Here is a 24465-nt window from a genome sequence, read left to right on the forward strand (position 1 = left end):
GATTACGCCTAATATGGCATAAGCTTGCGCTTCGTATTTATATTATGCCTTACTATTAGGTGCTTCTTCAACTTGAGGAGCACCATTAATATCGCGGTGAATACCTTGCATTTGTGTTTCAATATTTTGCAAGCTATGCGCGCAATCGAGCAAAGTTTGAGAGTGCTCAGCCAACTTTGCATCCGGCAAACCGGCTTTGTATCTTAAAGCGTGCTCCAAGCTAGCCCAATAATCCATAGCAATAGTTCGGAATTGCACTTCAACTGGCGTGTAGTGTGCTCCAGAAGACAAGAACACAGGAACTGCATAAATTACGTGCAAACTGCGGTATCCATTAGGTTTTGGATTCTTAATATAATCCTTAACTTGCAATACTTGAATGTCTGTTTGTTTAGAAAGATATTGCGCTACAGAATACACATCGTCGCAGTAGTTGCAAATTACGCGAATTCCAGCTACGTCGAAAAGATTATCGCGTATAGAGCGTGTGGAAATATCTAGATGACGCCTTTGCAGTTTCTCAAAAATTGAGTGTACTGATTTAAGACGACGCTCCATGTGATGAATTGGGTCGTGAGAGAACCGCACCTGAAATTCGCTATCTAGAATCTCGAGCTTTGTACTTATTTCGTACATTGCTCCTTCGTAAATTTGCATCATGTTTACAAATTCGTCGATTTGGTCTTCAGGAAGCATAAGCGAATTAGTTTTGCCGCATTGGGAGCAATTTTGTTGGTTTTTTGTATTGTCAACATTGCTGCTAACGTTGCTGCTTTCATTAGCTGCTTCGTTGCTATGAAGACGCGCATAGAGTTCTGCTGCGTTTACGCGGTTATGACGATCAAGTATCACATCTTTTAATAATACTATAAAAACTGCTAAACGTCTGGGAGTGCGTATGTAAATGTAATATTCTTTGCAAAGCGTGATATAAATATCTTAGGTAATTGAGCGCAAGCAAAATCTAGCAAAGTATTTTGACGAGGAGTGTATTTTGTCTGAAAATAAGCAGGATAATATTCCTAAAGTAATTTCAATAGTTGGTCCTACGGCTTCAGGCAAAACTAGTCTTGGTATTGCGCTTGCGAAAAAATTAGCTGAGCGTGGGATTCGTGCGGAAATCATCAACGCAGACGCGTATCAAATGTATCGTTACATGGATATTGGCACGGCTAAGGCGAGTGCGCAGGAGCAGGCGGAAGTACCACACCATTTGCTTGACATAATTGATCCTGAAGAAACGATGACGGTTGCGCGATTTCAAGTTTTGGCCAGACAGTGTATTAGTGAGTTGCAATCGCGTGGTGTGAGACCGATTTTAGTTGGAGGATCGGGATTGTATGCTCGTGCTGCTGTGGATGATATTACATTTCCAGGCACGGATGAGTCTATTCGTGCAGCTTTGGAGGAGCGCGAGCGCAAAGAGGGAGCGAGTGCGCTGTTTGATGAGTTGCAACAAAAGGATCCGGTTGCTGCGGCTCATATGGATGCGCGCAATCCGCGACGTACAATTCGCGCACTTGAAGTGATTGAGCTTACGGGAAAGCCTTATTCCGCAACGCTTCCGAAGTATAAGTATATGATTGATTGCGTGCAAATTGGCTTAGATTTGCGTCGTGAAGATTTAGATAAGCGCGTGGATCTACGTACGCAAATTATGCGTGAGCAGGGTTTTGTGGATGAGGTGCGCGCGATTCGAGGGCGATTGGGTGTGACTGCAGCTCGTGCTCTTGGCTACCAGCAGATTATGGATTATTTGGATGGCGTGTGGAGCGAGGATGAGGCTTTTGCGGATATTGCACAAAAAACTCGACGACTTGCACGCAAACAAATGGGTTGGTTTGGTAGGGATGCTCGCATCCACTGGTTGGACGCGTTGCGACCGGATCTTGCGGAAGCTGCGCTCGCGATTGTTGATGCTGCGGATGCGGGGGAGTTTGATTGCAATAGTTCTGATGCTACTGAGCACGCTACTCAGCACCATCTCGGAGATGCTTTCGAAGCTTAACTTAAATCTTGGAAACATTGGGTTTTACTACAAAAACGCCACTGTGTGAGCAGTGGCGTTATTGCGTTTGTGGAGTCGCGGGGAATTGAACCCCGGTCCGGTGACCGTACCCTCGGTCTTCTACGTGCGTAGTCTGCTGGCCGCACGGCAGTTTTTCTGCCCCCATGTTATAGCAGACAATTCATGGCGAGCATATCTACAGTAAAAGTCCCTGAATTGCCCTGCAGCTCGGCAATTCAAGCAAGTCTTCTCATGACGTTCAGCACCACTCCGAAGACGTGAGTGGGTGAACGGAGCAGCTGCTCACTGGTTAATCCTGGCGCGAAGCTCAGGCAGCGAGAGCGAACTCAGTGCGATTAGATTTAGCACTTATTCTTTTGCGAAAGGACGTTTACGAGTGGACTTCCGCATTCTCGGCACGCTTCCCCGCGGCGAACAGATCGCCGTCGAAACCGATCGACCCCTTTTGATTTTTCAAACAATTGTTGCTCTAGAGCACACGTTTCTACATTGTATCATATTTTAACGCGACGAACTGCTTGAGCACTTATTCCTCACGGCATAGTCGTTCGGATGATTTTTTTTTTGGGGGGGGGGTATTGATTAGTATATTATTAGTTAGGTGATTTTATTTGCCAAGTGTAAATATGAGTTGTAGTTGATTTGTAACGAATAAAAGATTATAACAAATGTTTATTTTATGCCCGTATACTGTATTCATATATAATATATATGAAGATTTATGGGTATGCGCGATTTACTTGAAAATGGTTGGAGTGAGGAGAAATAATGGCAGAGCGTAAAGATTTATATGGTGATATGGCACCAAGAAGAACACTTCGTAAGGCTCATGCAGTGAAGCGTTCTCGTGCTTTGCGTAAGGGAGTTGCTGGAGTTGCTGTTGCTTCAACTTTGGCAATGATGCTTCCATCTGTTGTGGCTTCCGCGCTTCAGCCTACTCAAAAAGATATTATCGATGCGTCTAATACGACGCAAAAATGGGCAAAGGTAAAGCCTGATGTAGATGAATTGAATATGCAGCGGTGGGGTGCTGGCGTACTCAATAAGGGTGCACAAATTCAAAAGTTTGTAGAGCTTGCGCGCCATGATGCACAAATGCAAAAGTTGCGTGAAGCACAACAGCGTGAGATTGAGCAGCGTGAAATAAATAAGAGTGAAGCAAAGCAGCGCGAATCGCAACAACACGAAGTGCAACAGCGTGATGGAATTGACTCGCAGTTAGGTAGTTCTTCAGAACAGGTTAATTTCGGACATTCTTATGCAGTAAGTGCGCCTGCGCCAGTGCAGCCAGTTCATCCAGCAGTAAAGCCAGAGTCGACTCCAACTTTGAAGCCGACTGCAAAGCCAGAATCAACGTCAACTGCAAAACAAGATGCAAAGCAACCTGCAGAAACAAAGCAACCGGAAGCAAAGCAACCGGAAGAAAATGCTGGTGACGTTAAGCCTGCTGAGGTTAAGCCAGGTGAAAATAAGCAGCCTGCACAACCAGCAAATACGCAGCCTGTAAATACTGAAAGCGCAAAGCCTGCAAACGAGCAGAATACAAGCGAACAACCTTCAAGCACTCACGCAGAAAATACGAATGCGGCAAGCGATGCAAATACGCCAAGAGTGCGTGTTCGTAGGTCTGTTGAGAGCGGCGATGGTGCTTCCGACGGGAATAGTGTAACTACTACAACAAGTGCGCCTGCAACCTCGACTGCACCGTCTGCAAATAATGCGTCTGCAGCTCCGACTGCGAACACTGTAGATAATACGACTGCACCGTCTGCTCCTGCACCTTCAACAGGTACAGCGTCTAACGCTGGTGCTGGAACTACAGCGAAACCAAGTACAGAAAATACAACTGCACAAGGTGCAAATGCAAACGTCTCAGGCGAAGAGAAAAGCACTACGCCTGCTTCGAACAATGAGCATCCTTCACCTGCTTCTACATCGAACGCTGGCACAACAACTAATAACGCAGCAACTGATCCAAACAGCCAGGTAATTAAGCCGAATGAGCAGCATCCAACTGCTGAAAACACAGAGCAAGCCAACGAACAGGTACAAACCGACAAAAAGCCAAAAGCTACGTATAATTTGAAAATTCGCTATACGATTGGTGGTGCTGCGAATAAGCAGCTTGTGCAGCCGTATGAGCTTACAATTGATCAAGAAGACTTCGATAATCTAGGCAAAGATGGCAAGTACGAGTACATTGAGCTTCCAAAGGCTGCTGGATACCGTCCGTCCGTATATCACTCCGGTGATTACCAGTACTACATTAAAAACAGCGAAGACAAGTTTGTTATTGACGACGGTACGGATGCGGATGCTAAGCGTTACTTGCGTTTAAGCAAGAAGCTGATTACTGATTACGCTGTAAAAGAAAGGTCGGCTGTTGGAGGCAATAACGGCGCTCAAGCTCCGCAAACTTCGTCATCTCAAACAACGACAACTACGCAATCTTCATCGTCTGCTCAGCCACAAGCAAAAGACGGCATTCAGTACTACGGCGAGTTGAATATCAACTACGCTCCTAAAACAGCTAAGTACTATGTGCGTCACTTGGTGCAGGATCTCGATCATAAGGATGAGTTTCACGATGCTCCAAATCTTGGCGTTGGCAAGACTATTGAAGTAACTTACAAAGATGGCAAAAAAGAACGTATCCACGTCACTGAAGTTACTGGCACTGTTGGTTCAGATGTGAGTGCTGTAGCTCTGTACATTCCAGGCTACGAGCCGGAGCATAATCTTATTAGCTCGCCGCTTTCGGATTCTGAAGATGAAAAAGATAAGCTAGTTTTGAACCTTCGCTACTACCGTAAGGCGTATGAAGTTACTTACGATTCTGCTGGCGGCACGGATGTTACTGCTCAAAAAGTGTATTACCAGCAAGATGTGCCACAAGTTACGAAACCAACTAGGCGAGGTTACACTTTTAAAGGATGGTCTTTAGTAGATCCTAGCAAAGAGAGTGATCCGCTTTATGCTGAGAATACTATTGTTTCTCTTGATGACTACAAGATGCCGGATCACAATGTGCAATTCCGCGCTAATTGGGAAGCGAACAATACTACTAGCTACCGCGTGAACGTGTGGGTGCAAAAAGCGGATTTGGTTGACAAAGAGCATCCGGATTCGCTTGCAAACTACGACTTTGTTGGTCTTGTTGAGCGCAAGAACGTGAAGACAGAGAGTGACGTTGCGCTTAATAAGATGAATGATGCCGGCGTTGCTAATGATACTAGTAAGCTTAATGGTAAAAACGAAGATAATTATGTAGAAAACCCAGAGCTTGGCTTAACGAAAGAAGAGTTGCAGGGCACGAAGGATAAGAGTTACAAAGACGGCTTAATTTCAAAGTTCAACTGGATGAACGATACGCCTGTAACAAGCTTAGACGGGTATGATACCGCGAATCCTGGTGACGCTTCAAACAAAGGCAAGGATATATTCACACGCTACTTCCATGTGAATAAGGAGCTTACTAAAAAGCTTAACACTGAGCAACATGATTTTGTGCCGGGTCACCCAGATTTAGGCAAACGTAGTAAATCGCAGCTTTGCGCGAACGACTTAAACAACACTCTTAACTTAGTTTACGACCGCAAGACTTACGAGCTTATTTTTGCTAAGCCTACTGGCGTAGATAGTGGTAACAATGCTGCTATAAAAAGAAAAGACGAAAGCGGCAAAATAACTATTTATTGCTATGCTGATGGTGGCAATTGCTCAACGAAGTATGATAGCGAAAATGAAGATAACGATGGCAACAAAATTGACCATAAGGGCTACCGCGTAAAAGTTCGTTACGGTCAAAAGCTTACTGATATTTGGCCTGATATAAATGAATTAGATTTTAATGAAGAAAATATAGGCTCTTTAGGATGGCAGCTTGGATATGCAGGTGAAGTGAATTATCGTGACACTCCTCCGTATCGTTTTACTATAAAAGAATTTGCTGATCCTAAATTCCGTGTACAAGGTAATAATCAAGCGCCTAAAATTAGTGATGACCCTTCGAATCCTAGTGCACAGCAATACGAGTTGAAAGATAATCAGCGTCTGCTTACTGCTGATATCAGTAGTAAAAGTGCGCCTATACAGGTGATTATTAGGAAGCAAAGTATTGCGTCTGCTAAAAACGGTGGCGATGATATAGACGACAATGATTATGAGCTTTCAACTGATTCATATAGCAAAGATGATACTGACAATTCGGGTTATTTATATACAGCTCCATCTATTGCAGGTTTTAATCCTGCTGATGGTTATGATAAGACAAAAGTTGGTGATTCGTTAGATCCATTCGACTTTGAAGATAATCGGGAAGAGTGGTATAACGAATCTCATGGTCATGGGAATTGGGATGATTTAAGTGATGATGAGAAGAATGCTTTTGCTAAAAAGTATCATTTAGCATTTCGAAAGTATAGGGGCGTTCCAGTAGATGAACAAGAAGATTATTCTGGTGATGCAACTGAATTTGAAACTAACAAACTACTTGAATTTAGGTACAACCGCAAGTCGTACGATGTGCAGTTTTATAATGCGGATGGCAAGGCTATAGCTACAAACGGTAGCGCTGCTACAGAGAGCCTGCCGTTCGAGTATAGTTTGACTAAGCGCGGCAAAAAAGATTTGACGGGCGAAGACAAAGAGCTATACGGAAACGATACATCTTATGATGCTTCTGTAACTAAAGACGATGCCGGTAATACGTCTAAGCAGTTCGACGGCAAGTACACTTTCACGCTTAATAACAAGACTTACTCCATCGTTCGCCCTGCTGATTTGCCAGAAGACTATGTGTTTAAAGGCTGGGCTGTTGATCAGGCTGGTACTCAGTTTATAAATGGCGAAAACAAAGATATTACAATGCCAGTCAACGGCATTAAGCTTTACGCTGCGTGGGGTCTTCCAACTGATATTCAGCACACTGTAACGTTTGACTACCATATGCCGAAAACCGACGACAACGGCAATGAAATAAGTGGCTCCGACGTAGTTACGGAAAAGAAGTTCCCTCGCTACCATGTTATTGACGAAAAGAAGATAAGCACCCCAACGCGCAAAGGCTACGACTTCTACGGCTGGGAGATTAAAAAGAACGGCACGACTTTGCCGTACGCTTTTGGCAATAAAGTAGTAGAAGATATAAAGCTTGATGCAGTGTGGGTTAAGGATACTCGCTACAACGGTACTTTTAAGCACATATTCTTAAAGCCAGGCGTAACGTTTGCTGACTATAAGAAAGAGGGTCTTTCAGACGCAGAAAAAGCCGCGATGGTGGATCACGTTTCTACTCAAACGGTTTCCGGCTTGCGCGAGCATTTGCGCTACAATGCGGAAGCAGTCTACAGCGACGAAACGCACTTCCCAGATAAGCAGTTCACGAGCTTTGAAGCTTCGAGTGATGAGAAGCAGAATACTGGCGAGTTTATTTACCAAACGTACAATACGCGCAAGTATAAGGTAAAGTATATTGATCAAAACGGTAAGGAGCTTCTTCCAGAAAGCGAAGTCAGCTCTGTAAACAGAAAGTACGACGTAGTATTCTACAAGCCGATTGAAGGCTTTGTGCCGGAAAGCACACAGCAGAATATTACTTATACTACTGATAGCGAAGGTAAGCAGACTAGAGAAGATACATTCATCTTCAAATATAAAGACGTTCGCGTGCTTAAACGCAATGACGATAAGCAAGCTCGTCCAGATCACTACACGCGCTACGTGTTCAAAGTGGCTGATGGTCAAGACTCTATGGGCAGCGTTGTTGACTGGCAGAACAAGGATGTAGCTGACGACTCTGCTCTTGTGTACGACGCAATTAAGGGCACAAAAGCTTATCAAATGCCACTTCCAACAGTAAAAGCAAAGCCTGGATTTGAGTTTGTTGGTTGGACTTCAAAAGTCGGTTCGTCTGAAGTTGGCTCGCATACGCTTCAGTATTCCGATGGTGTGAATCGCTTGCCGATTCGCTCCGAAGAGCAGAACAATCCTGAAGTAATTTACATTGCTCACTTCAAGCTTAAAGCTCCTGTTGCTGCAGCTCCGCAAGTGCTTAAGCCAATTGAGAAGATTAGTACTGGAAGTAGTGATGATGCTAAGAAGCTTATAACGAATGCTAGTGATTATCCAGATGGTGCTACGTTCAGCTTTGCGCCTGGCGAAAAGTTTGACAACACTCCAGGATTACACAAGATTAAAGTGCAAGTGCATCTTGGCAATAACATTGCTGAAGCTGAAGTGCTGTACCGCGTGCTGCCGGATTTGGTGTACGCAAGCGAGTGGGATAAGTTTAAAGCTACTGACTACGGCAAAGCGCATATTGACGAGTATGCGCCGATTACTTTCACCGGCAAGAATGATGAAGGCACTATTATTGGTCACGATGGAGATAATGCCAATCATCCTGCTGGTGAAAAAACTACGCTTACTGCGTACGTTTATAAGGGCAAGGAAGTTAGAATCCGCGTGCCGCAAGCTTTCGGCAATGATTACAGCGACCAGCATTACCACTACGTGTTTAAGGGTTGGGCGACTAATGTTGTAAAGCCAACTGCTGAAAATCCAAAACAAGAGCAGACGTTTGACATAAATTCAAGCGACCGCTACAAGAAAGTAAATTTGCAAGACGGCGTAACTTACCACGCTATTTACAAGCGAATCGACTACTTCTCCAGCTCGTCCGACAATGGAACAGTTCCAGAAGATTCTGTAGTTGCAATCTTCAAGCCTGCTCCAGGACGAAAGTGGAAGGACGGCACAGACGGCCCTAAGGTGTTCTACGTAAAGAAGGGTACTGATCTTTCGCAAATTCCTTACAGTGCTAGCGACCAGACTAGTGCGTTGACAAGGCTTCAAGAGAACCTAACCAATGCTAAGGGAACTTGGAATCGAAGCAGCATGATTAATGGCAAAGAAGAAGTAACGCCTATAGATGATGTTTCGAATTGGAAAGTTGATAAACCATTCCAAGAGTTCGTGGCAGATCAAACCCCTTGGACAGAGCCAACAGTGCAGACTGATTACTTGGTCGCTGTGCAAGATAAGCCTGACACGCTTCCAAAGTTAACCGATTTTATAACTAATATGTCTCAGCTCAAAGCAGATGCTGCTGTGAATAATGGCATAGAAGACATAAAAGTCGAATATGATTTGCCAACTGAAGCTGAACAAAATAAGTTAAAGCAGAAGATGCTTAAGAAGCCTGCTTTGTACACTGTTCCTTTGAAAGTTACAGTTAAGTATAAGGATGCAGCAGATTACAAGACTTATAGACTTGTAGGACGCTTAAAGGTGCTTTATCAGTTGATGTACGATAAGAGCCTACCGAAACCAGATAGTACTCAGCCTTCACATCAGCCTGGCGATACTAATCCTCTTACTGGTGTTGCTGCAGAGCGTGATCTTGTTCTCAATAAGGATAAGTATGTTAAGGTCAACTTTATAAATGCCAATCAAGTTGATCATAAAGATCAGGGCAGCCTTGATAAAGATACTACTAAGCTGTACTACGTTCTTAAAGACGATGTTACGGGCGTAAAAGCTCCGCAAGCTGTTGGCAAGAATTATGACGCTGGTGGATACCATTACGTGTTCAAAGGCTGGAGGAAGCTTGAGAATTTTGTTGATAATGATAATTCTAATGCTCGTTCGAGTGCAAGAAGAGGATTAGCAAATCAACCTGAAATTCCTGTCACTACTTTGATGGTAAGTGAACCAGCATCTGCAACTAGCGTTGATGTGCAAAACGCGAATGATGAAAAGTTGTTATCGAATGATGAGATTCGTAAATTAAAGTACTCTGAAAATACTACATACCAAGCAGTGTATGAAAAGGTGATGAACATCATCGACGCGAAGAGTAATGAGAAAATTCCAGATAACTACGTGCCGTATGTGTTCTTACCAGCTTTCGGAAGGAAGTGGGATGATGGCTCATACAAACCGAAAGTTATCTACTTTAAGTCCGATAGTACTACATATGAAAATGACGTTAATAATAAAACTAATGAGTTAAAGCAACAGCTTAAGGGCTTTAGCAAGTGGGAAGTTTATGATGCAGGCAACAAGCCTGTTCCGTCAACTGACACAAATAAGAATAGACAAATTCGCGTATATGTTGCAAATCAGATTGCTGATATGCCTGTGAATGTATCTCAGTTTGTTAAGAGTGTTGGAGATGAAGTTCCTGCTCCTGATGAGCTTGTGTCTGGTGTTGATCCTAATAACCTAGAGATTGCGGGCATGCACGGTGCTGGTGTAGTTTATTCTTCCGGTGCAAATTCTGTTCGAATTGCGAAGCCTGGAATTACTACCGTTAGAGTGAAGGTTGAAACATCTGATCCAAATAAGAAGGGTGCAAAGATAGTACGTTATGAAAATGTACCTATTCAAGTGCTTCCGAATGTGATTGCAGAGCGAGATTTGCCTTCAGCTGGCAGTCAAGCAGGAAAGTTCATTTTAGAAAACTACACAAAGGTAACGTATGTAGCTGGCAATGGCGGAACTATGCAGTCACCAATGCATACATACTGGGTGCGTAAAGATAGAATGTCTGAAATAAAGAATTATATTCCAGACGTTCTTGCTAACAAAGGTTATATATTCAAGAATTGGGATGAAGTATCTTACTCTAAACATATTGATACCATCTATAACAGTGCTGATAACCACAAATCAACTGATATTGAGCGTGAAACATTAGCTAAGATTGCTGAACGCTATGGCATGTCGTTTACAGCTAATGTAATCCGCAAATCTAAGAATTCTACATTTGCGGCTATAAAGAATATTCTTGCTGAAGCTATAAATAACGAGAATATGAGTTATGAAGCAAGTCGTAATAGATTGGCTATTGTTGCTGAAATATTAGGAAAGTCATATACGGCAAAAATAATTCGTAATTCACAACACTCAACTATTGAAGCTTTGAAGAATTTACTTGTGCAAGCTGGTATTACTGACGCTGATATTGCAATGGTATTCCCAGAAAGCGAAACCATTATTACTGCAAACTTTGAGAAGATGGCTCCTATGAAGTTTAAGTTTAGTGGTTCTGCTTGCGAGGGTGTTTTAACGAACTTCAGATTGCAAAACATGACTGAAGGAGATGTTAATAACACAACGGTTACAGTAGACGGCAAGAAAGTAACTATTAACGAGTTAGTTGCTCAAGGCTTAACTTCTGTAAACGGCATTAACGCAAATTGCGCTGGTACTGAATGCAAGATTTCTGGCACGCCTAAGATTGTTGACGGCAAGCCGAAAGTTGAGCTAACGTTTACTACTACCGACAAGTATGGTCGCGAAGCGGAAATTACTGTTGAAATTGATGTGATTTCTGAGAGCAAACCTGCTCCAACGCCTGAACAAGCTATTCCTTCTCTTGATTCTTATACTTCATATGACGTAACTATTGAGAATGAAAAGAAGCAAGAAAAGGATGTAAACGAAACTGCTGAAGCAAAGCCGGAATTAGCTAAAACTGGTAGCAATACGGTTTCTTCTGCATCCGCTGGTATTTTGTCGGCAGCAATCGCAGCAATTGGTCTCGCGGTTGTAAAGACTGGCAAACACCATCGCAAGCGTCGCAATAATAAATAATTTATTTAAATTTGGAGCGTTTGAATTTTTCATGCGCTCCATTTTTATGCGGATTATAAGCGCGTCGAGGGTGGTGACTAGAATTACGAAGGTTCCGGTTCACGCTTAGCTATTGGGGCTTTGCGACCCGGGTCGCCCGAATTCCATAGGAGACATTATGAAGCAGGGTATTCATCCCGACTATCACGCAGTGCAGGTTACCTGCTCTTGCGGAAGCACTTTCGTAACTCGTTCTACCGCTGATGGCGATCACATGACGGTTGACGTGTGCTCAAAGTGCCACCCATTCTATACCGGCAAGCAGAAGATTCTCGACACCGGCGGTCGCGTGGCTCGCTTCGAGAAGCGCTACGGTAAGAAGACTAAGTAGCTTTTGTGACGCCAGCCCTGCTTTCGTGTAACTCGCGGAATCGGGGCTGGCGTTTTATGTGCTAAACATGTGTGTTTAATATTTAACATTTAAATTTTTGATTTACAATCCGCGTTAAGCGTGACTACAAAGGAATATGATGGCTGAGTCAGTAGAGGAACAATTCCCGGCAGCAGTTACCGCGTTAGAAGAGTATCGCGATATTGAAAGTCGTATGGGAAGCCCGGAAGTTGCGTCAAATCCGGATGCTATTCGTAAGCTCGGTCGTAGGCACGCAGAACTTGGATCAATCGTAAACGCTTACCTAAATTACAAACAGCTTTGCGACGACTTTGAAGCCGCAAACGAAATGGCAAGCGACGACCCAGATTTTGCTGAAGAAGCTAAGCGCTTAGAAGAGCAGATTCCAGCAGCAAAAGAAAAGCTTCGCACGGCGCTAATTCCTAGGGATCCGGATGATGCGCGCGATATGATTATGGAAATTAAAGCTGGCACAGGCGGCGAAGAAGCGGCTTTGTTTGCTGGCGATTTATTGCGTATGTACATGCGTTACGCGGAAAAGCGCGGATGGACTACCGTAATCCAAAGCGAAAATTCAACGGAACTTGGCGGCGTAAAAGACGTGCAGCTTGCGATTCGAGCAAAAGGTACGCCTGCTCCAGAAGATGGCGTGTGGGCAAGCATGAAGTATGAGGGCGGAGTGCATCGCGTGCAGCGAATCCCAGTTACGGAATCGCAGGGACGTATTCAAACTTCCGCAGCTGGCGTAATCGTGTTCCCAGAAGCAGACGAAGATGACGACGAAATCGAAATCGATCCAAAAGATTTGAAGATCGACATTTTCATGAGCTCCGGCCCTGGTGGACAGTCCGTGAACACTACTTATTCCGCGGTCCGCATGACGCATATTCCAACCGGAATTGTTGTTAGCATGCAAGACGAAAAATCGCAGATTCAAAACCGTGCGGCAGCCCTTCGCGTGTTAAAGTCTCGTTTGCTTGCCATGAAGCACGAGCAGGAGGCAGCAGAAGCGGCGGATATGCGCCACTCACAGGTGCGTTCGCTCGACCGCTCTGAGCGAATCCGCACGTACAATTTCCCAGAAAATCGTATTGTGGATCATCGCACGAATTACAAGGCTTACAATCTTGATCAGGTTCTTGACGGCGATTTGCAGCCTGTTATCGACAGTGATATTCAGGCGGATGAAGCTGACCGCTTAGCGCAAGCCAAGTAAGTCAAGTAAAATTACTGAAATAACCAAGCAATTCTTAAAATGCAAGAACTTTTGCGAGTTTTGCGCGATGCTGTTAAAAAGCTTGATTCTGCAGGCGTGGAGTCAGCAGAATATGATGCACGCTTGCTGCTGGCTCATGCTTGCGGCGTAAGCTTAGCTGAGCTGAACAAGGCGCTAATACTTGGCGATTTAACCGATTTTTCGCAAGATTATGCTAGTAAATATAGCGATTTTATATCTAGGCGTGCTTCTCGTGAGCCGTTGCAGCATATTGTTGGTCGCGCGCCTTTTCGCTACTTGGATTTGCAAGTTGGTAAGGGCGTTTTTGTGCCGCGGCCGGAAACGGAAATTGTTGTTGAAGCTGGATTGGATTGGCTTAGAGAGTCTGGTATTAGCAAGCTGACGGTAGTCGATTTATGCGCCGGATCGGGCGCAATTGGATTGTCGATTGCGGCGGAAGTTGCAGACGCGCAAGTATGGGCTGTAGAAAAATCTCCTGAAGCTTTCCAATATTTGCAAAAAAATTTCGAAGAAACTGCAAAAAAGTGGGAAAATATTCAGATTTTCAGTCGCTATCATGCTGTGCTTGCAGACGCAACCAAATCGCATATTTCGGATTGCACGCCGGAACTTCACGCAATTTGCGGCAAAGTAGATTTAGTAATAACGAATCCGCCTTACGTGCCGGAAAGTCAAGTGCCAGAACAAGTTGAAGTGCGAGAGTACGATCCGCCGGTTGCGCTTTATGGTGGTTCTGCGGACGGCTTGCTTATTCCGGAGCAGATTATGCGTGCGGCTTTTGCGCTGCTTAAGTCTGGGGGAGCGATGGTTATGGAGCACGATATTTCGCAAGGAGATGCGCTTAAAAAGTATGCGGAAAGCGTAGGTTTTTCGCGTGCGCGCGTTGGAAATGACTTAACTGGCAGACCGCGATACACTTTTGCGCAAAAGTAAGATTTGACTAAAACGAAAGACTTTACTCAAACGAAAGATTTGACTCAAACAGAATAAAATAAGCAAATAAACAAAAGCAACAAGATAAATAAAAGCAACAAAAGAGGCTAAAAATGAGTAAAATTTGCACGATTAACGAAGAATCACTGCAAATGGCAGCGCAAATTATTAATGAGGGTGGCGTAATCGTAGTGCCGACTGACACCGTATACGGCGTTGCTTGCGACCCGTTTAACGAAGCTGCAGTTGCAAAAATTTACGAGCTTAAGCGCAGACCGCGCACGAAGGCGTTGCAAATTTTAATGAGCGGAGTGGAAGATTTAGAAAAACTTGGGCTGTATTTGCCGTCTCCGCTGGATATTTTAGGCAAAAAGTTCCTTCCGGGTGGATATTCTCCGATTGCGCGCGCTAAGAAGGACTCGGTTGCGTCCAAACTTGCAACGCTGTGCAAAACGAATGAGACTGATGAGAAAACTCAAGCAATCGAATCAACTCAAGGCGTGCGCGTGCCGGATTGTCCGGAATTAATGCAAATTTTGCGAGTCACCGGTCCACTGGCTGCTTCTAGCGCGAATCGCAGCGGTAACGAAAGTGCAGACAGTGTGGAAGAAGCATTTGCGGCTTTCGGCAACGAGATTCCACTGTATTTGAACGCAGGCCCGACTCGCTCGCACGTGGCAAGCACTGTAGTTGGTGCGGATTCAAACGATAAAGACGGCATTGTGATTTTGCGCGAAGGTGTGATTTCGGAGTGCGAAATTCGTAATGCGTTAAGTGAGTAAGTTTATTAACTTATTTCTGGTACTAAATTTCTGGTACTAACAAATCGCTACAATCAAAATAAGCAAGCGAAAATTTAGCAAACGCTGCTAAAACCAACGAAGTAATCGCATAGCAAAGGACGCATTCATGAGGGTATACCTGTTTATTGCAGCAATTGCAGGCGGTGCTACGTGGCTTATTATGCCGCTTGTTCGTCACCTTGCGATCCGTATGGGTGCTGTTGGCAAAGTTCGCGCGCGCGATGTGCATACTATTCCAACTCCTCGCATGGGCGGTGTGGGTATGCTTTTTGGTTTCGCGGTTGCCATGGCTTTCGCAAGCTCAATGCCCTTTATTTCCGGGCTTTTTGCTGGAACTCACCAGCCGTGGGTGGTGCTTGCCGGAGCCGTTATGATATGCCTGCTTGGGGTATGCGACGACATTTGGGATCTAGATTGGATGCTAAAGCTTGCCGGTCAGCTGCTTATAGCTGTTTTTGTAGCGTGGGGAGGGTTGCAAATCGTAACTTTGCCACTAGGATCGCTCGTAACGGCATCTCCAAGCGTGTCAATCGCAATAACTGCAATACTAATCGTTGCTTCAATTAATGCAGTAAATTTTGTAGATGGGCTGGACGGACTGGCTTCTGGAATCGTTGCAATCGGCGGCATTGCCTTCGCAACATACTCGTACATGCTTGCGCGCACGTCGCCATCCTACGCTTCAATGGCAACTCTTATTGACGTTGCAATGGTAGGTATGTGCGTTGGATTTATTATGCACAATTGGCATCCAGCAAAACTTTTTATGGGTGACTCAGGCTCCATGTTAATCGGCTACTTAATTACTTGCGCGTCGATTATTATGACCGGCCATTTGGATCCTTCCGCCGTTCATACGAGTATTTATTTGCCTGTATTTATGCCGATTTTGTTGCCGATTCTTGTGCTGTTTTTGCCGGTTCTTGACATGTGCTTGGCTATTTTTAGGCGTGTTGCTAAAGGGCAGTCGCCAATGCATCCGGATCGCATGCACTTGCATCATCGCATGCTGCGCATTGGGCATTCTGTGCAGGGTGCTGTGCTGATTTTGTGGGGATGGGCTGCACTAATTGCGTTTGGCTCTATTATGATTTTGTTCTTTAAAGCTGTGTATGTGCTTGTTGGAATGATTCTTGCTGCTGCGCTACTTACTGTGCTCACAATGATGCCGTACTTGCGTTGTCGCCTGCCCGAACTTCGCAATTCGTAACAACTGCTTAATTTTGTTTTTCTTAATGTGGCGTGGCGCTCAAAACGTGCGAGTACGCTCGCGCTATAAGCGCTCGCTACGAAACTCGCGTTGGAAGTCCACTGGACTTCCAACTTGAGCGAGTTTCCGCTCCGAATTGCTTTCGCGCGCGCTGTGCTGCGCTCAAGCATGTCGTCGCGCCCGCGTTTGGAGGGTGCGTTTCGGCAAACGTCATAGCAAAAACGTATAGTAACCCTATGGCTACAACTGATATGAACACGGAATCCGTGTATGCTCCTGTTCCACCAATTTTCGAGAAGCTCGGTCTCGCTTATGACGATGTCCTTTTGCTTCCAAACGAAACTGATGTTATTCCGTCCGAAGTGGATACTTCCACTCGTCTGACTCGCGAAATTACCATGAAAGTGCCGACTATTTCGGCAGCTATGGATACTGTTACCGAGTCCGATATGGCTATTGCCATGGCGCGTAACGGTGGCATTGGAGTACTTCACCGCAATCTTTCTATTGATGATCAAGCTGCGCAGGTTGATATTGTTAAGCGCAGTGAATCCGGTATGATTACCGACCCGCTTACTGTTCACCCAGATGCTACGCTCGCCGATTTAGATAAATTGTGCGGGCGTTTCCATATTTCTGGTCTTCCGGTAGTGGATAGCGAAAATCGTTTAGTTGGTATTATTACCAACCGCGATATGCGTTTCATTGCTTCCGAAGACTACGATTGCTTGAAAGTTAAGGACGTGATGACGCGCGAAAATCTCGTCACCGGTCCTTCAAATATTTCTAAGGAAGATGCTCACCGCTTGCTTGCGGATAACAAGATTGAAAAGTTGCCTTTGGTTGATGCTGAAGGTAAGCTTACAGGCTTGATTACTGTTAAGGACTTTGTGAAGACTGAACAGTATCCGGATGCTACTAAGGATGATCAGGGTCGCTTGCGCGTTGCTGCTGGCATTGGCTTCTTGGGTGATGCTTGGCAGCGTGCGTGCGCTCTTATGGAAGCTGGAGTTGACGTGCTTGTGGTCGATACCGCAAACGGCGAGGCTCGCTTGGCTCTCGACATGATTCGTCGCATTAAGGCAGATAAGGCTTTCGACGGCGTGCAAATTATTGGCGGAAATATTGCAACTCGCCAAGGCGCACAGGCTATGATTGACGCTGGCGTTGACGCTGTAAAGGTTGGCGTTGGTCCAGGCTCTATTTGCACTACGCGTGTTGTTGCAGGCGTTGGCGTGCCTCAGCTTACCGCAGTTTACGATGCGGCTCAGGCTTGCAAGGCTGCTGGAATTCCATGCATTGCAGACGGTGGTATTCACTATTCCGGCGATATTGCTAAGGCTTTGGTTGCAGGCGCGGACACTGTTATGCTCGGCGGCACTTTGGCTGGATGTGAGGAAGCTCCAGGCGAGAAGGTTCTTCTTCACGGCAAGCAGTACAAACTTTACCGCGGCATGGGCTCGCTTGGTGCAATGGCTCCTCGCGGTAAGAAGTCTTATTCGAAGGATCGTTACTTCCAGGCAGACGTTACCAGCTCCGACAAGGTGGTTCCAGAAGGCGTTGAAGGCGAAGTTCCATATCGCGGTCCGCTTAACGCTGTGCTTTACCAGCTTCTCGGCGGCTTACACCAGTCAATGTTCTACGTTGGTGCGCACAATATTAAGGAAATGCAAGAGCGCGGCCGCTTTATTCGCATTACTGATGCTGGCCTTCGCGAATCTCATCCTCACGATATTGTGATGACTGCAGAAGCACCAAACTACAGCGGTTTCCACAACTAAGTCGCGTGGTGCGTAAGTTGCGCGATTAAATCGCGTATAAGTCGCGTATAAATCGCAAATAATTTTGCACTAAACGGCGAAAAGTTACGCAAGTTACTCACAACTTGTCTGCTTTTCGTCGTTTTTAATACGCGCTTCGTCGGTACGAAGATGTAGGCTGATGGGTTCGAAAAAATATTAGGAAAGGAACGAAAATGGCTGAAGCTAAGGAAGATCTTACGTTTACGCCGGAAGAGTCGCGCTTAATTTGGATTGATTGCGAGATGACTGGACTCGATATTTTCCATGACGAATTATGCGAAGTATCTGTAGTTCCAACTGATTTTAATTTGAAAGTTTTGGACGACGGCATTGATTTAGTGATTAAGCCAAGCGATGCTGCTGTGGCTCACATGAACGATTTTGTACGCAATATGCACACTTCTTCTGGGCTTGTTGACGAGTGGAATAAGAACGGTTTGCCGTTAGAAGAAGCGCAAAAGCAGGTTGTTGAGTACGTAAAGCGTTTCCTGCCAGCTCGCGGAAAAGCGCATCTTGCTGGAAACTCAGTTGGTTCTGACAAAAAATTCCTCGACCGTTACATGCCAGATTTAATGGCAAATCTGCACTATCGCGTAATCGACGTAAGCACGTTGAAGGAAATTTCACGCAGGCTTTACCCGGACGTTTACCGCAATAAGCCGGCAAAACATGGCGGTCACCGTGCGCTCGCGGATATTATTGAGTCGATTGACGAGCTTCGTTATTACCGCGATATGATGTTCGTTCCAGCTCCAGGCCCAAGCGAGTCTCAAGCAAAAGCCGGTGCGCAACACATTGAAAGCACGAGCTTGCTTCGTGACTATGAGCGTCGCGGAGAGGCGCTAGAAGACGTAAATTCCGCAGAAAAGCGCGACTACTAAATACAACGCTACTATTAAATAAAGCGCGACTACTAAACGCAATAAAAGGTACTGCCAATGAAGCAATCCGAAGCCTTAACCATAATCAACGCTGGCGCGAGCGCGTTCATTACCGGTGCTCCGGGTGCAGGTAAAACCTACGTATTAAACGAAGCTATTCGCGCAATGCGAAAGAACGGTTTAAGCGTTGCTGTAACTGCCTCTACCGGTATTGCGGCAACGCACTTAAACGGTCAAACCATTCACTCGTGGAGTGGAGTTGGAGTTTCAAACGCGCTTACGGATACGCTTCTTAAAACAATTAGAGCTAGGCGAGGAAAGCGCATAAAAGCCACGGACGTGCTCGTGTTGGACGAAGTTTCCATGATTCACGCGTGGCTTTTTGACATGGTTGATGAAGTTTGCCGGAAGGTGCGCAAAAATCCCGCTCCTTTCGGCGGGCTTCAAGTAGTTATTTCGGGCGACTTCTTCCAATTGCCGCCTGTTAGCACTTCTATGCGAAATCGTGACGTGTTCGAGCCGAGCTCGGAGTTTATTTCGTCGCGCGAAAAGTATGCTGCATCTGGAAAAAATCCGGAAGGCTATATTACGGAATCGTTTGCATGGGACGCTTTGAAACCTGTTGTGTGCTACTTAACTGAGCAACATCGTCAGGATGACGGCAAGTTGCTAGAAGTTTTGACGGATATTCGTAGCGGTCTCGTGAGTGACGACGATAAGCAAGTGCTTGCTAGCCGCCTTGGTGAGTATCCGCAAGATGACGAAGTTGCAGTACATCTTTTCCCAACGAACTCGCAAGCAGATGGCTTAAATAATATGCAGCTTGCGGAAATTGATTCTGAGCCTCACGAATTCGTTGCAACGGAAGCAGGACCTAAAAATCTCGTTGAGCGCTTAAAAAAGAATATGCTTGCTCCGGAGCGTTTAGTTTTGAAGGCCGGAGCTGCTGTGATGGCGTTGCGAAACGATCAGGAAAAGCAGTACGTAAATGGCTCTGTTGGGCGTGTCTTGCGTTTTGCGCCTGAATCTAAGGGCGGCTGGCCGATTGTTGAGTTTGAAAACGGCAATATTGTAACTCTTAAGCCTGCAGCGTGGGAAATGACGGACGGTGAGACTGTACTTGCTAGCGTAAATCAAGTGCCGCTTCGTTGCGCGTGGGGAATTACGATTCATAAGTCGCAAGGTATGACGCTCGATAGTGCGGTAATGGATTTGCGTAGAACTTTCGCTCCCGGAATGGGATATGTTGCGCTTTCTCGCGTGGAAAATCTGGGCGGTCTTTATTTGGAAGGTATTAACGATCGCGCGTTTAGTGTTTCGGCGGATGCTGTACTGCTAGACGGATCTTTGCGTGAGGCGTCAAGGTGCGCAAGTGAGCTGCTTGCTAGCGATGGGGCTTCCTCGTTTGTTGCCAAAAAAGCAGATGGTGATTTTGCGGATCAGCAGGAGTTTAGTCTTTTTGAAAATGCTGGTGATGGCGTTACGGACGAATTTTCTTTCGACGACGAGTTTTAATATTCTAAGCTTTTGCCTTGTGCACGGCATAAACTACTCGCGGCTGAGTCGTTTTGGTCGGATTTTGCCTTAGAAGCGGCATAAACTACTCACACCTGAGTCGTTTTGGTCGCTTTGTTATATTTTTGCACGTTATGATTTAATCGAGTATTACTTTTGTTGATGCGTGTAAACAAGTGTTTATGTCCTCATGCGCAAATAGATTGGAACGCATGAATTCCAATGTACTTCGTATGTCTCAGCTATTCCTTCGTACGCTGCGCGAGGATCCTGCAGACGCGGACGTGACTTCCGCAAAACTTATGCAGCGCGCAGGCTATATTCGTAAATCTGCACCAGGTGTGTGGACTTGGCTTCCGCTAGGACTTAAGGTTTTGAACAAGGTTCAGGCGATTATTCGCGACGAAATCAACGGTATCGGTGCGCAGGAAGTTCACTTCCCGGCACTTCTTCCGCGCGAGCCTTACGAGGCTACCAACCGTTGGGAAGAATATGGCGACAATATCTTCCGTCTTAAAGATCGTCATGAGGCTGACTATCTTCTTGCTCCAACGCACGAAGAAGTTTTCACGCTCCTTGTTAAGGATATGTATTCTTCTTACAAGGATTTGCCTGTTACTTTGTACCAGATTCAAACGAAGTATCGCGACGAATTTCGCCCGCGCGCTGGTCTTATTCGCGGCCGCGAGTTTATTATGCAGGATGGTTACTCGTTCTCGATTGACGAAGATGGTTTGAAATCTGCTTACGTTGAGGAGCGCGCTGCTTACGCTCGTATTTTCGACCGTTTGGGCATTAAATACGTGATTGTTCACGCTGTTTCCGGCCCAATGGGTGGTTCTGATTCCGAGGAATTCTTGGCTCCAATGCCAATTGGTGAAGATACTTTTGCGCTCGCACCTTCAGGAAAAGCTTGGAATGTTGAGGCTCTTACCACTCCAGAAATGCAAGATGTTGATTACTCAGCAACTCCTGCAGCGCAATCTCTCGAAACTCCAGACGCTAAGACGATTGAAGCTTTGGTTAAGGTTTCTAACGACTTGCATCCGCGTAAAGATGGTCGCGAATGGCAAGCTTCCGACACTTTGAAGAACCTTATTATTGCTGTTAAGCACCCAGCTGATGCTGAAGGCGGCGAGCATGAGGAACCATGGCGCGAAATCGTGGCGATTGGTATTCCAGGGGATCGCCAAGTAGATATGAAGCGTCTTGAAGCTCAGTTTGCTCCTGCAGAAATCGAAGAAGCAACTGAGGATGATTTGAAGTCTCATCCTGAGTTTGTTAAGGGCTACATTGGTTTTAGCGTATTAGGTCCTCAAGCTCGCAAAGAGGGTAGGGGTATTGCAAATCCTGTCCGCTACTTGATGGATGCTCACGTTGCAAAGGGAAGTGCCTGGATTACAGGAGCTGACGAAGACGGAAAGCATGTTTACAACGCTGTTTACGGTCGCGATTTTGAAGCTGATGGTGTTGTTGAAGCAGCCCAGGTTCGCGATGGTGATATGAGCCCAGATGGTTCCGGTCCGTTGAGCTTCGAACGCGGTGTGGAAATTGGTCAAGTGTTCCAGCTTGGCTTAAAGTATTCTAAGGCTTTGGGCTTAAGCGTTCTTAACGAAAACGGTAAGGCTGTGCCGGTTTGGATGGGCTGCTACGGCATTGGCGTTAGCCGCGTAATTGCATGCTTGGCAGAAACGCATCACGATGACGCTGGTCTAGCATGGCCTATGGCAATTGCTCCAGCTCAAGTTCATGTTGTTGCAACAGGCAAGGATCAGGTTGCTTTCGACGCTGCTGAAAAGGTTGTTGAGGAGCTTAGCAAGCAAGGCATCGAAGTAATCTTTGACGACCGTCCAAAGGTTTCTCCAGGCGTAAAGTTCAAGGATGCTGAGCTTGTTGGCGTGCCGCTGATTGCTGTTGCTGGTCGCGATACCGTGAACAATGGCACTATTGAAATCCGCAATCGTGATGGCTCAAACGTTGAGGCAGTTCCAGTTGACGAAGCTGCCGCTCGAATCGTATCTCGCGTAAACGATTTGCTTAAGTAACGGCCTGTTTTACAATTTGCCGCCAGGAATATTGATTCTTGGCGGCATTATTTTATTGTATTCATATTAATTTATTGTGCTGTGAGTTTAGTGGATTTCTCGAATTGCGATTTTATTTTCCTTAAATATCAGTTTCGCCTCCAAATTCGTCATTCGAAATGTTTGCGTTAGAGTTATTTTGTTGTGCATTGTTCTTCTGCTGTACTTGATTACTTTCTTTCGTATGATCATTTTTAGCGGAATCAGCGTTTCGCTTTGTAAATTGCGTAGTTCCGCGATTTAAATCGTGCCCAATAGCAGAAGCTTCCAAAATTACGCGATTATAATCGTTTCCATCTTTTGTCCAGCTTTCTGTACTCAAATTGCCATATACAACGATTGCATCGCCTTTATGAACGCTTTTTAGCACGTTTGAAGCCAAAGTCCTATACGCTTTCACAGTCATCCAAGTAGTTGGACGCTCATGCCATTGCTGTTCGTCGTTGCGGTAATATGATTGCGTGCTCGCGATTCGTAGCGAACAAGCCGGAGAATTTTCACTTCGCCCAAAGTTTACAGGCTCAGCGCCTACGTATCCACTAATAGTCACGGTCGACTGTTGTTGTGCCATATTTCATAGTCCTTTCACAAATGGACTGCAGCCATTTCAGCCCCGAAATACAGAGCCATCATTGCCTCTGAGCTTCGCAGCCACGAGGAAATGCCGCAGTAATAACAACTATGAACTTTGCGCAACAACTTTGCCAGCAAACTTTTCTATTGTGGTTAAAACCTAGGTTTTATCCACAATGTAATTAATCTCTTGACTACAGAAAAATATTTAGTAAAAGCTCAACAATTAACTGTACATGCGTAATCATTCCTCATTGCAGGGTAGTATTGAGCAAACGTATTGAAAATATTGAATGTAGTGAAGAAGATATTTATGGTGGAAAGTAATCAGCAATATGCGAAGCATAAATCTAATATGCGCATAAGTTAGGTTAGTATTCTTGTTATTTCGGCTGTATGCCTAACTGTGTGTGCAATATCGCAAAATTTTGCTGATTTTACTTTAGAACATTCTAAGGCGTATCATCAGGCGTATAATCGCGAATATCATCACGAATATCATCAAAATCCAATAATTCAAACAACTAATTCTGCTTCTTCTGCAGCTTTTATTCAGTCAAGTAATGTAGCGCGTTACGTTCTTTCGTCTATTCAAAACGCAAGATCTAGGCTTTACGATGATCGCAGCACGTATTTTAATGGCGTTCCTTTGCAAGATTACGTGAGCCGCTACGGTCTTACTAAAGAAGCGTATGTTAATAATATTCAGTACGATTCTGACAATGAAGAGGATGCTTTTCCGTCGCGCGCAAGAAACCGCTCAGCATGGGCAGTTTGGCCATTTTGGCCCAGATGGTGTTAGTGAGCCTGATTACACTGGCCGAAAGGCGTGGGGTGAAAATTTAAGTTGGGGTGTGGATCTTGCTGGTTCTATGCAATTGTGGATTCAAGATGAAGAGTCGGCTTTGCGCGCAACCGGCGAAAGTTTTAACGAAGATAATGGTCATTTGTATCAGATTTTGAATCCTAGCAATATTTCTTTCGGTTACGGAGAGGCTTCGGGCGGCCCTTATGGTGTTGTTGGAGCGTTGACACTGTCGGAATATAACGGTGATATTGATTATCTGGATGGCAAGATTGGCCCAGAATCTCCCGAAGAGCAAAAAAGCGTGCTGAAGAGGAGCGAAAGAAGAAGGAAGAGCAGAAGCGTAAAGACGAGGAAGCTAAGAAGAAAAAAGCTTTGGCTAAAAAGAAGCATTTGAAGCATAAGCATCATAAAAAGTTGGCGAAAGCTATGAAGAAAAATGCTTCAACGTATAAATTTATTGTGATTATTTTTGCGATTTTAAGCGTGCTGGTTTTGTGCACTATTGCAGTGGTGGCTTGGATTTTCTTAAGACGAAGAATGATTTCTAAAAATAGAAAATAATAAGCCTGCAAACGTTTATTAAGCGTCTGCAGGCTTCT

Annotated in this window: 16 protein-coding genes and 1 other RNA gene; 14 read left to right on the forward strand and 3 right to left on the reverse strand. The window is 45.2% G+C overall.

The annotated features are described in order from the left end of the window. Positions 1–42: 42 nt before the first annotated feature. On the reverse strand, positions 43–852 hold the full coding sequence (locus HXT32_RS01455) for a GTP pyrophosphokinase (protein WP_004108491.1): 810 nt from the start codon (positions 850–852) through the stop codon (positions 43–45). Positions 853–994: 142 nt separating this feature from the next. Between HXT32_RS01455 and miaA the strand changes: the two genes are divergently transcribed. After that, complete coding sequence (gene miaA / locus HXT32_RS01460) at positions 995–2008, forward strand: tRNA (adenosine(37)-N6)-dimethylallyltransferase MiaA (RefSeq protein WP_415705377.1); 1014 nt, start codon at positions 995–997, stop codon at positions 2006–2008. A gap of 67 nt (positions 2009–2075) precedes the next feature. On the opposite strand, the gene ssrA is transcribed toward miaA, so the two are convergent. After that, positions 2076–2472, reverse strand: a transfer-messenger RNA (tmRNA) gene (ssrA, locus tag HXT32_RS01465). Positions 2473–2797: 325 nt separating this feature from the next. Between ssrA and HXT32_RS01470 the strand changes: the two genes are divergently transcribed. The 10 genes from HXT32_RS01470 to HXT32_RS01515 all read left to right on the forward strand — a co-directional run bounded on the left by HXT32_RS01470 (position 2798) and on the right by HXT32_RS01515 (position 22446). Beyond that, on the forward strand, positions 2798–11629 hold the full coding sequence (locus tag HXT32_RS01470; RefSeq protein WP_422119009.1) for an InlB B-repeat-containing protein: 8832 nt from the start codon (positions 2798–2800) through the stop codon (positions 11627–11629). A gap of 157 nt (positions 11630–11786) precedes the next feature. Further along, positions 11787–11999, forward strand: a complete 213-nt coding sequence (gene rpmE, locus HXT32_RS01475) for a 50S ribosomal protein L31 (RefSeq protein WP_004118797.1) — start codon at positions 11787–11789, stop codon at positions 11997–11999. 139 nt (positions 12000–12138) lie between these two features. Further along, positions 12139–13236, forward strand: coding sequence for a peptide chain release factor 1 (gene prfA, locus HXT32_RS01480; RefSeq protein WP_012914392.1), 1098 nt, complete (start codon positions 12139–12141; stop codon positions 13234–13236). Between the two features lie 39 nt (positions 13237–13275). After that, a complete protein-coding gene (prmC, locus tag HXT32_RS01485; protein WP_012914391.1) occupies positions 13276–14190 on the forward strand; it encodes a peptide chain release factor N(5)-glutamine methyltransferase in 915 nt (304 codons plus the stop codon). A gap of 113 nt (positions 14191–14303) precedes the next feature. Further along, on the forward strand, positions 14304–14972 hold the full coding sequence (locus HXT32_RS01490; protein ID WP_116773683.1) for an L-threonylcarbamoyladenylate synthase: 669 nt from the start codon (positions 14304–14306) through the stop codon (positions 14970–14972). 127 nt (positions 14973–15099) lie between these two features. Further along, on the forward strand, positions 15100–16203 hold the full coding sequence (locus tag HXT32_RS01495; protein WP_004108465.1) for an MraY family glycosyltransferase: 1104 nt from the start codon (positions 15100–15102) through the stop codon (positions 16201–16203). A gap of 236 nt (positions 16204–16439) precedes the next feature. After that, the gene (gene guaB / locus HXT32_RS01500) at positions 16440–17984 is read left to right on the forward strand and encodes an IMP dehydrogenase (RefSeq protein WP_064621403.1); all 1545 of its coding nucleotides are present in this window, start codon (positions 16440–16442) and stop codon (positions 17982–17984) included. Between the two features lie 194 nt (positions 17985–18178). Then, positions 18179–18886 carry an oligoribonuclease gene (orn, locus tag HXT32_RS01505; RefSeq protein ID WP_004107431.1) on the forward strand — a complete coding sequence of 236 codons (708 nt, stop codon included), beginning with the start codon at positions 18179–18181 and terminating at the stop codon, positions 18884–18886. Positions 18887–18943: 57 nt separating this feature from the next. Then, positions 18944–20401: a PIF1 family DEAD/DEAH box helicase gene (locus HXT32_RS01510; protein WP_422119010.1), complete on the forward strand. Its 1458-nt coding sequence runs from the start codon at positions 18944–18946 to the stop codon at positions 20399–20401. Positions 20402–20613: 212 nt separating this feature from the next. Next, positions 20614–22446 (forward strand): proline--tRNA ligase, encoded by a 1833-nt coding sequence (locus HXT32_RS01515; protein WP_116431587.1) that lies wholly within the window; start codon positions 20614–20616, stop codon positions 22444–22446. A gap of 121 nt (positions 22447–22567) precedes the next feature. On the opposite strand, the gene HXT32_RS01520 is transcribed toward HXT32_RS01515, so the two are convergent. Beyond that, entirely contained in the window at positions 22568–23056 is a 489-nt protein-coding gene (locus HXT32_RS01520) for a single-stranded DNA-binding protein (protein ID WP_033888461.1), read from the reverse strand. Between the two features lie 408 nt (positions 23057–23464). Here HXT32_RS01520 and HXT32_RS01525 point away from each other — a divergent pair, with 408 nt between their 5' ends. From HXT32_RS01525 to HXT32_RS01535, 3 genes are read left to right on the forward strand one after another with little or no spacing between them, the layout of a single operon-like run. Beyond that, positions 23465–23860, forward strand: coding sequence for a hypothetical protein (locus HXT32_RS01525; protein ID WP_219705495.1), 396 nt, complete (start codon positions 23465–23467; stop codon positions 23858–23860). Next, the gene (locus HXT32_RS01530) at positions 23781–24260 is read left to right on the forward strand and encodes a CAP domain-containing protein (protein ID WP_231875255.1); all 480 of its coding nucleotides are present in this window, start codon (positions 23781–23783) and stop codon (positions 24258–24260) included. The genes HXT32_RS01525 and HXT32_RS01530 overlap by 80 nt, the downstream gene beginning before the upstream one ends. Beyond that, entirely contained in the window at positions 24239–24427 is a 189-nt protein-coding gene (locus HXT32_RS01535; protein ID WP_219705501.1) for a hypothetical protein, read from the forward strand. Before HXT32_RS01530 ends, HXT32_RS01535 begins: the two co-directional genes overlap by 22 nt. The last annotated feature ends 38 nt before the right edge of the window (positions 24428–24465 follow it).

Origin of the sequence: Gardnerella sp. DNF00747, assembly GCF_049262675.1 — a bacterium.
Taxonomy (GTDB): domain Bacteria; phylum Actinomycetota; class Actinomycetes; order Actinomycetales; family Bifidobacteriaceae; genus Bifidobacterium; species Bifidobacterium swidsinskii.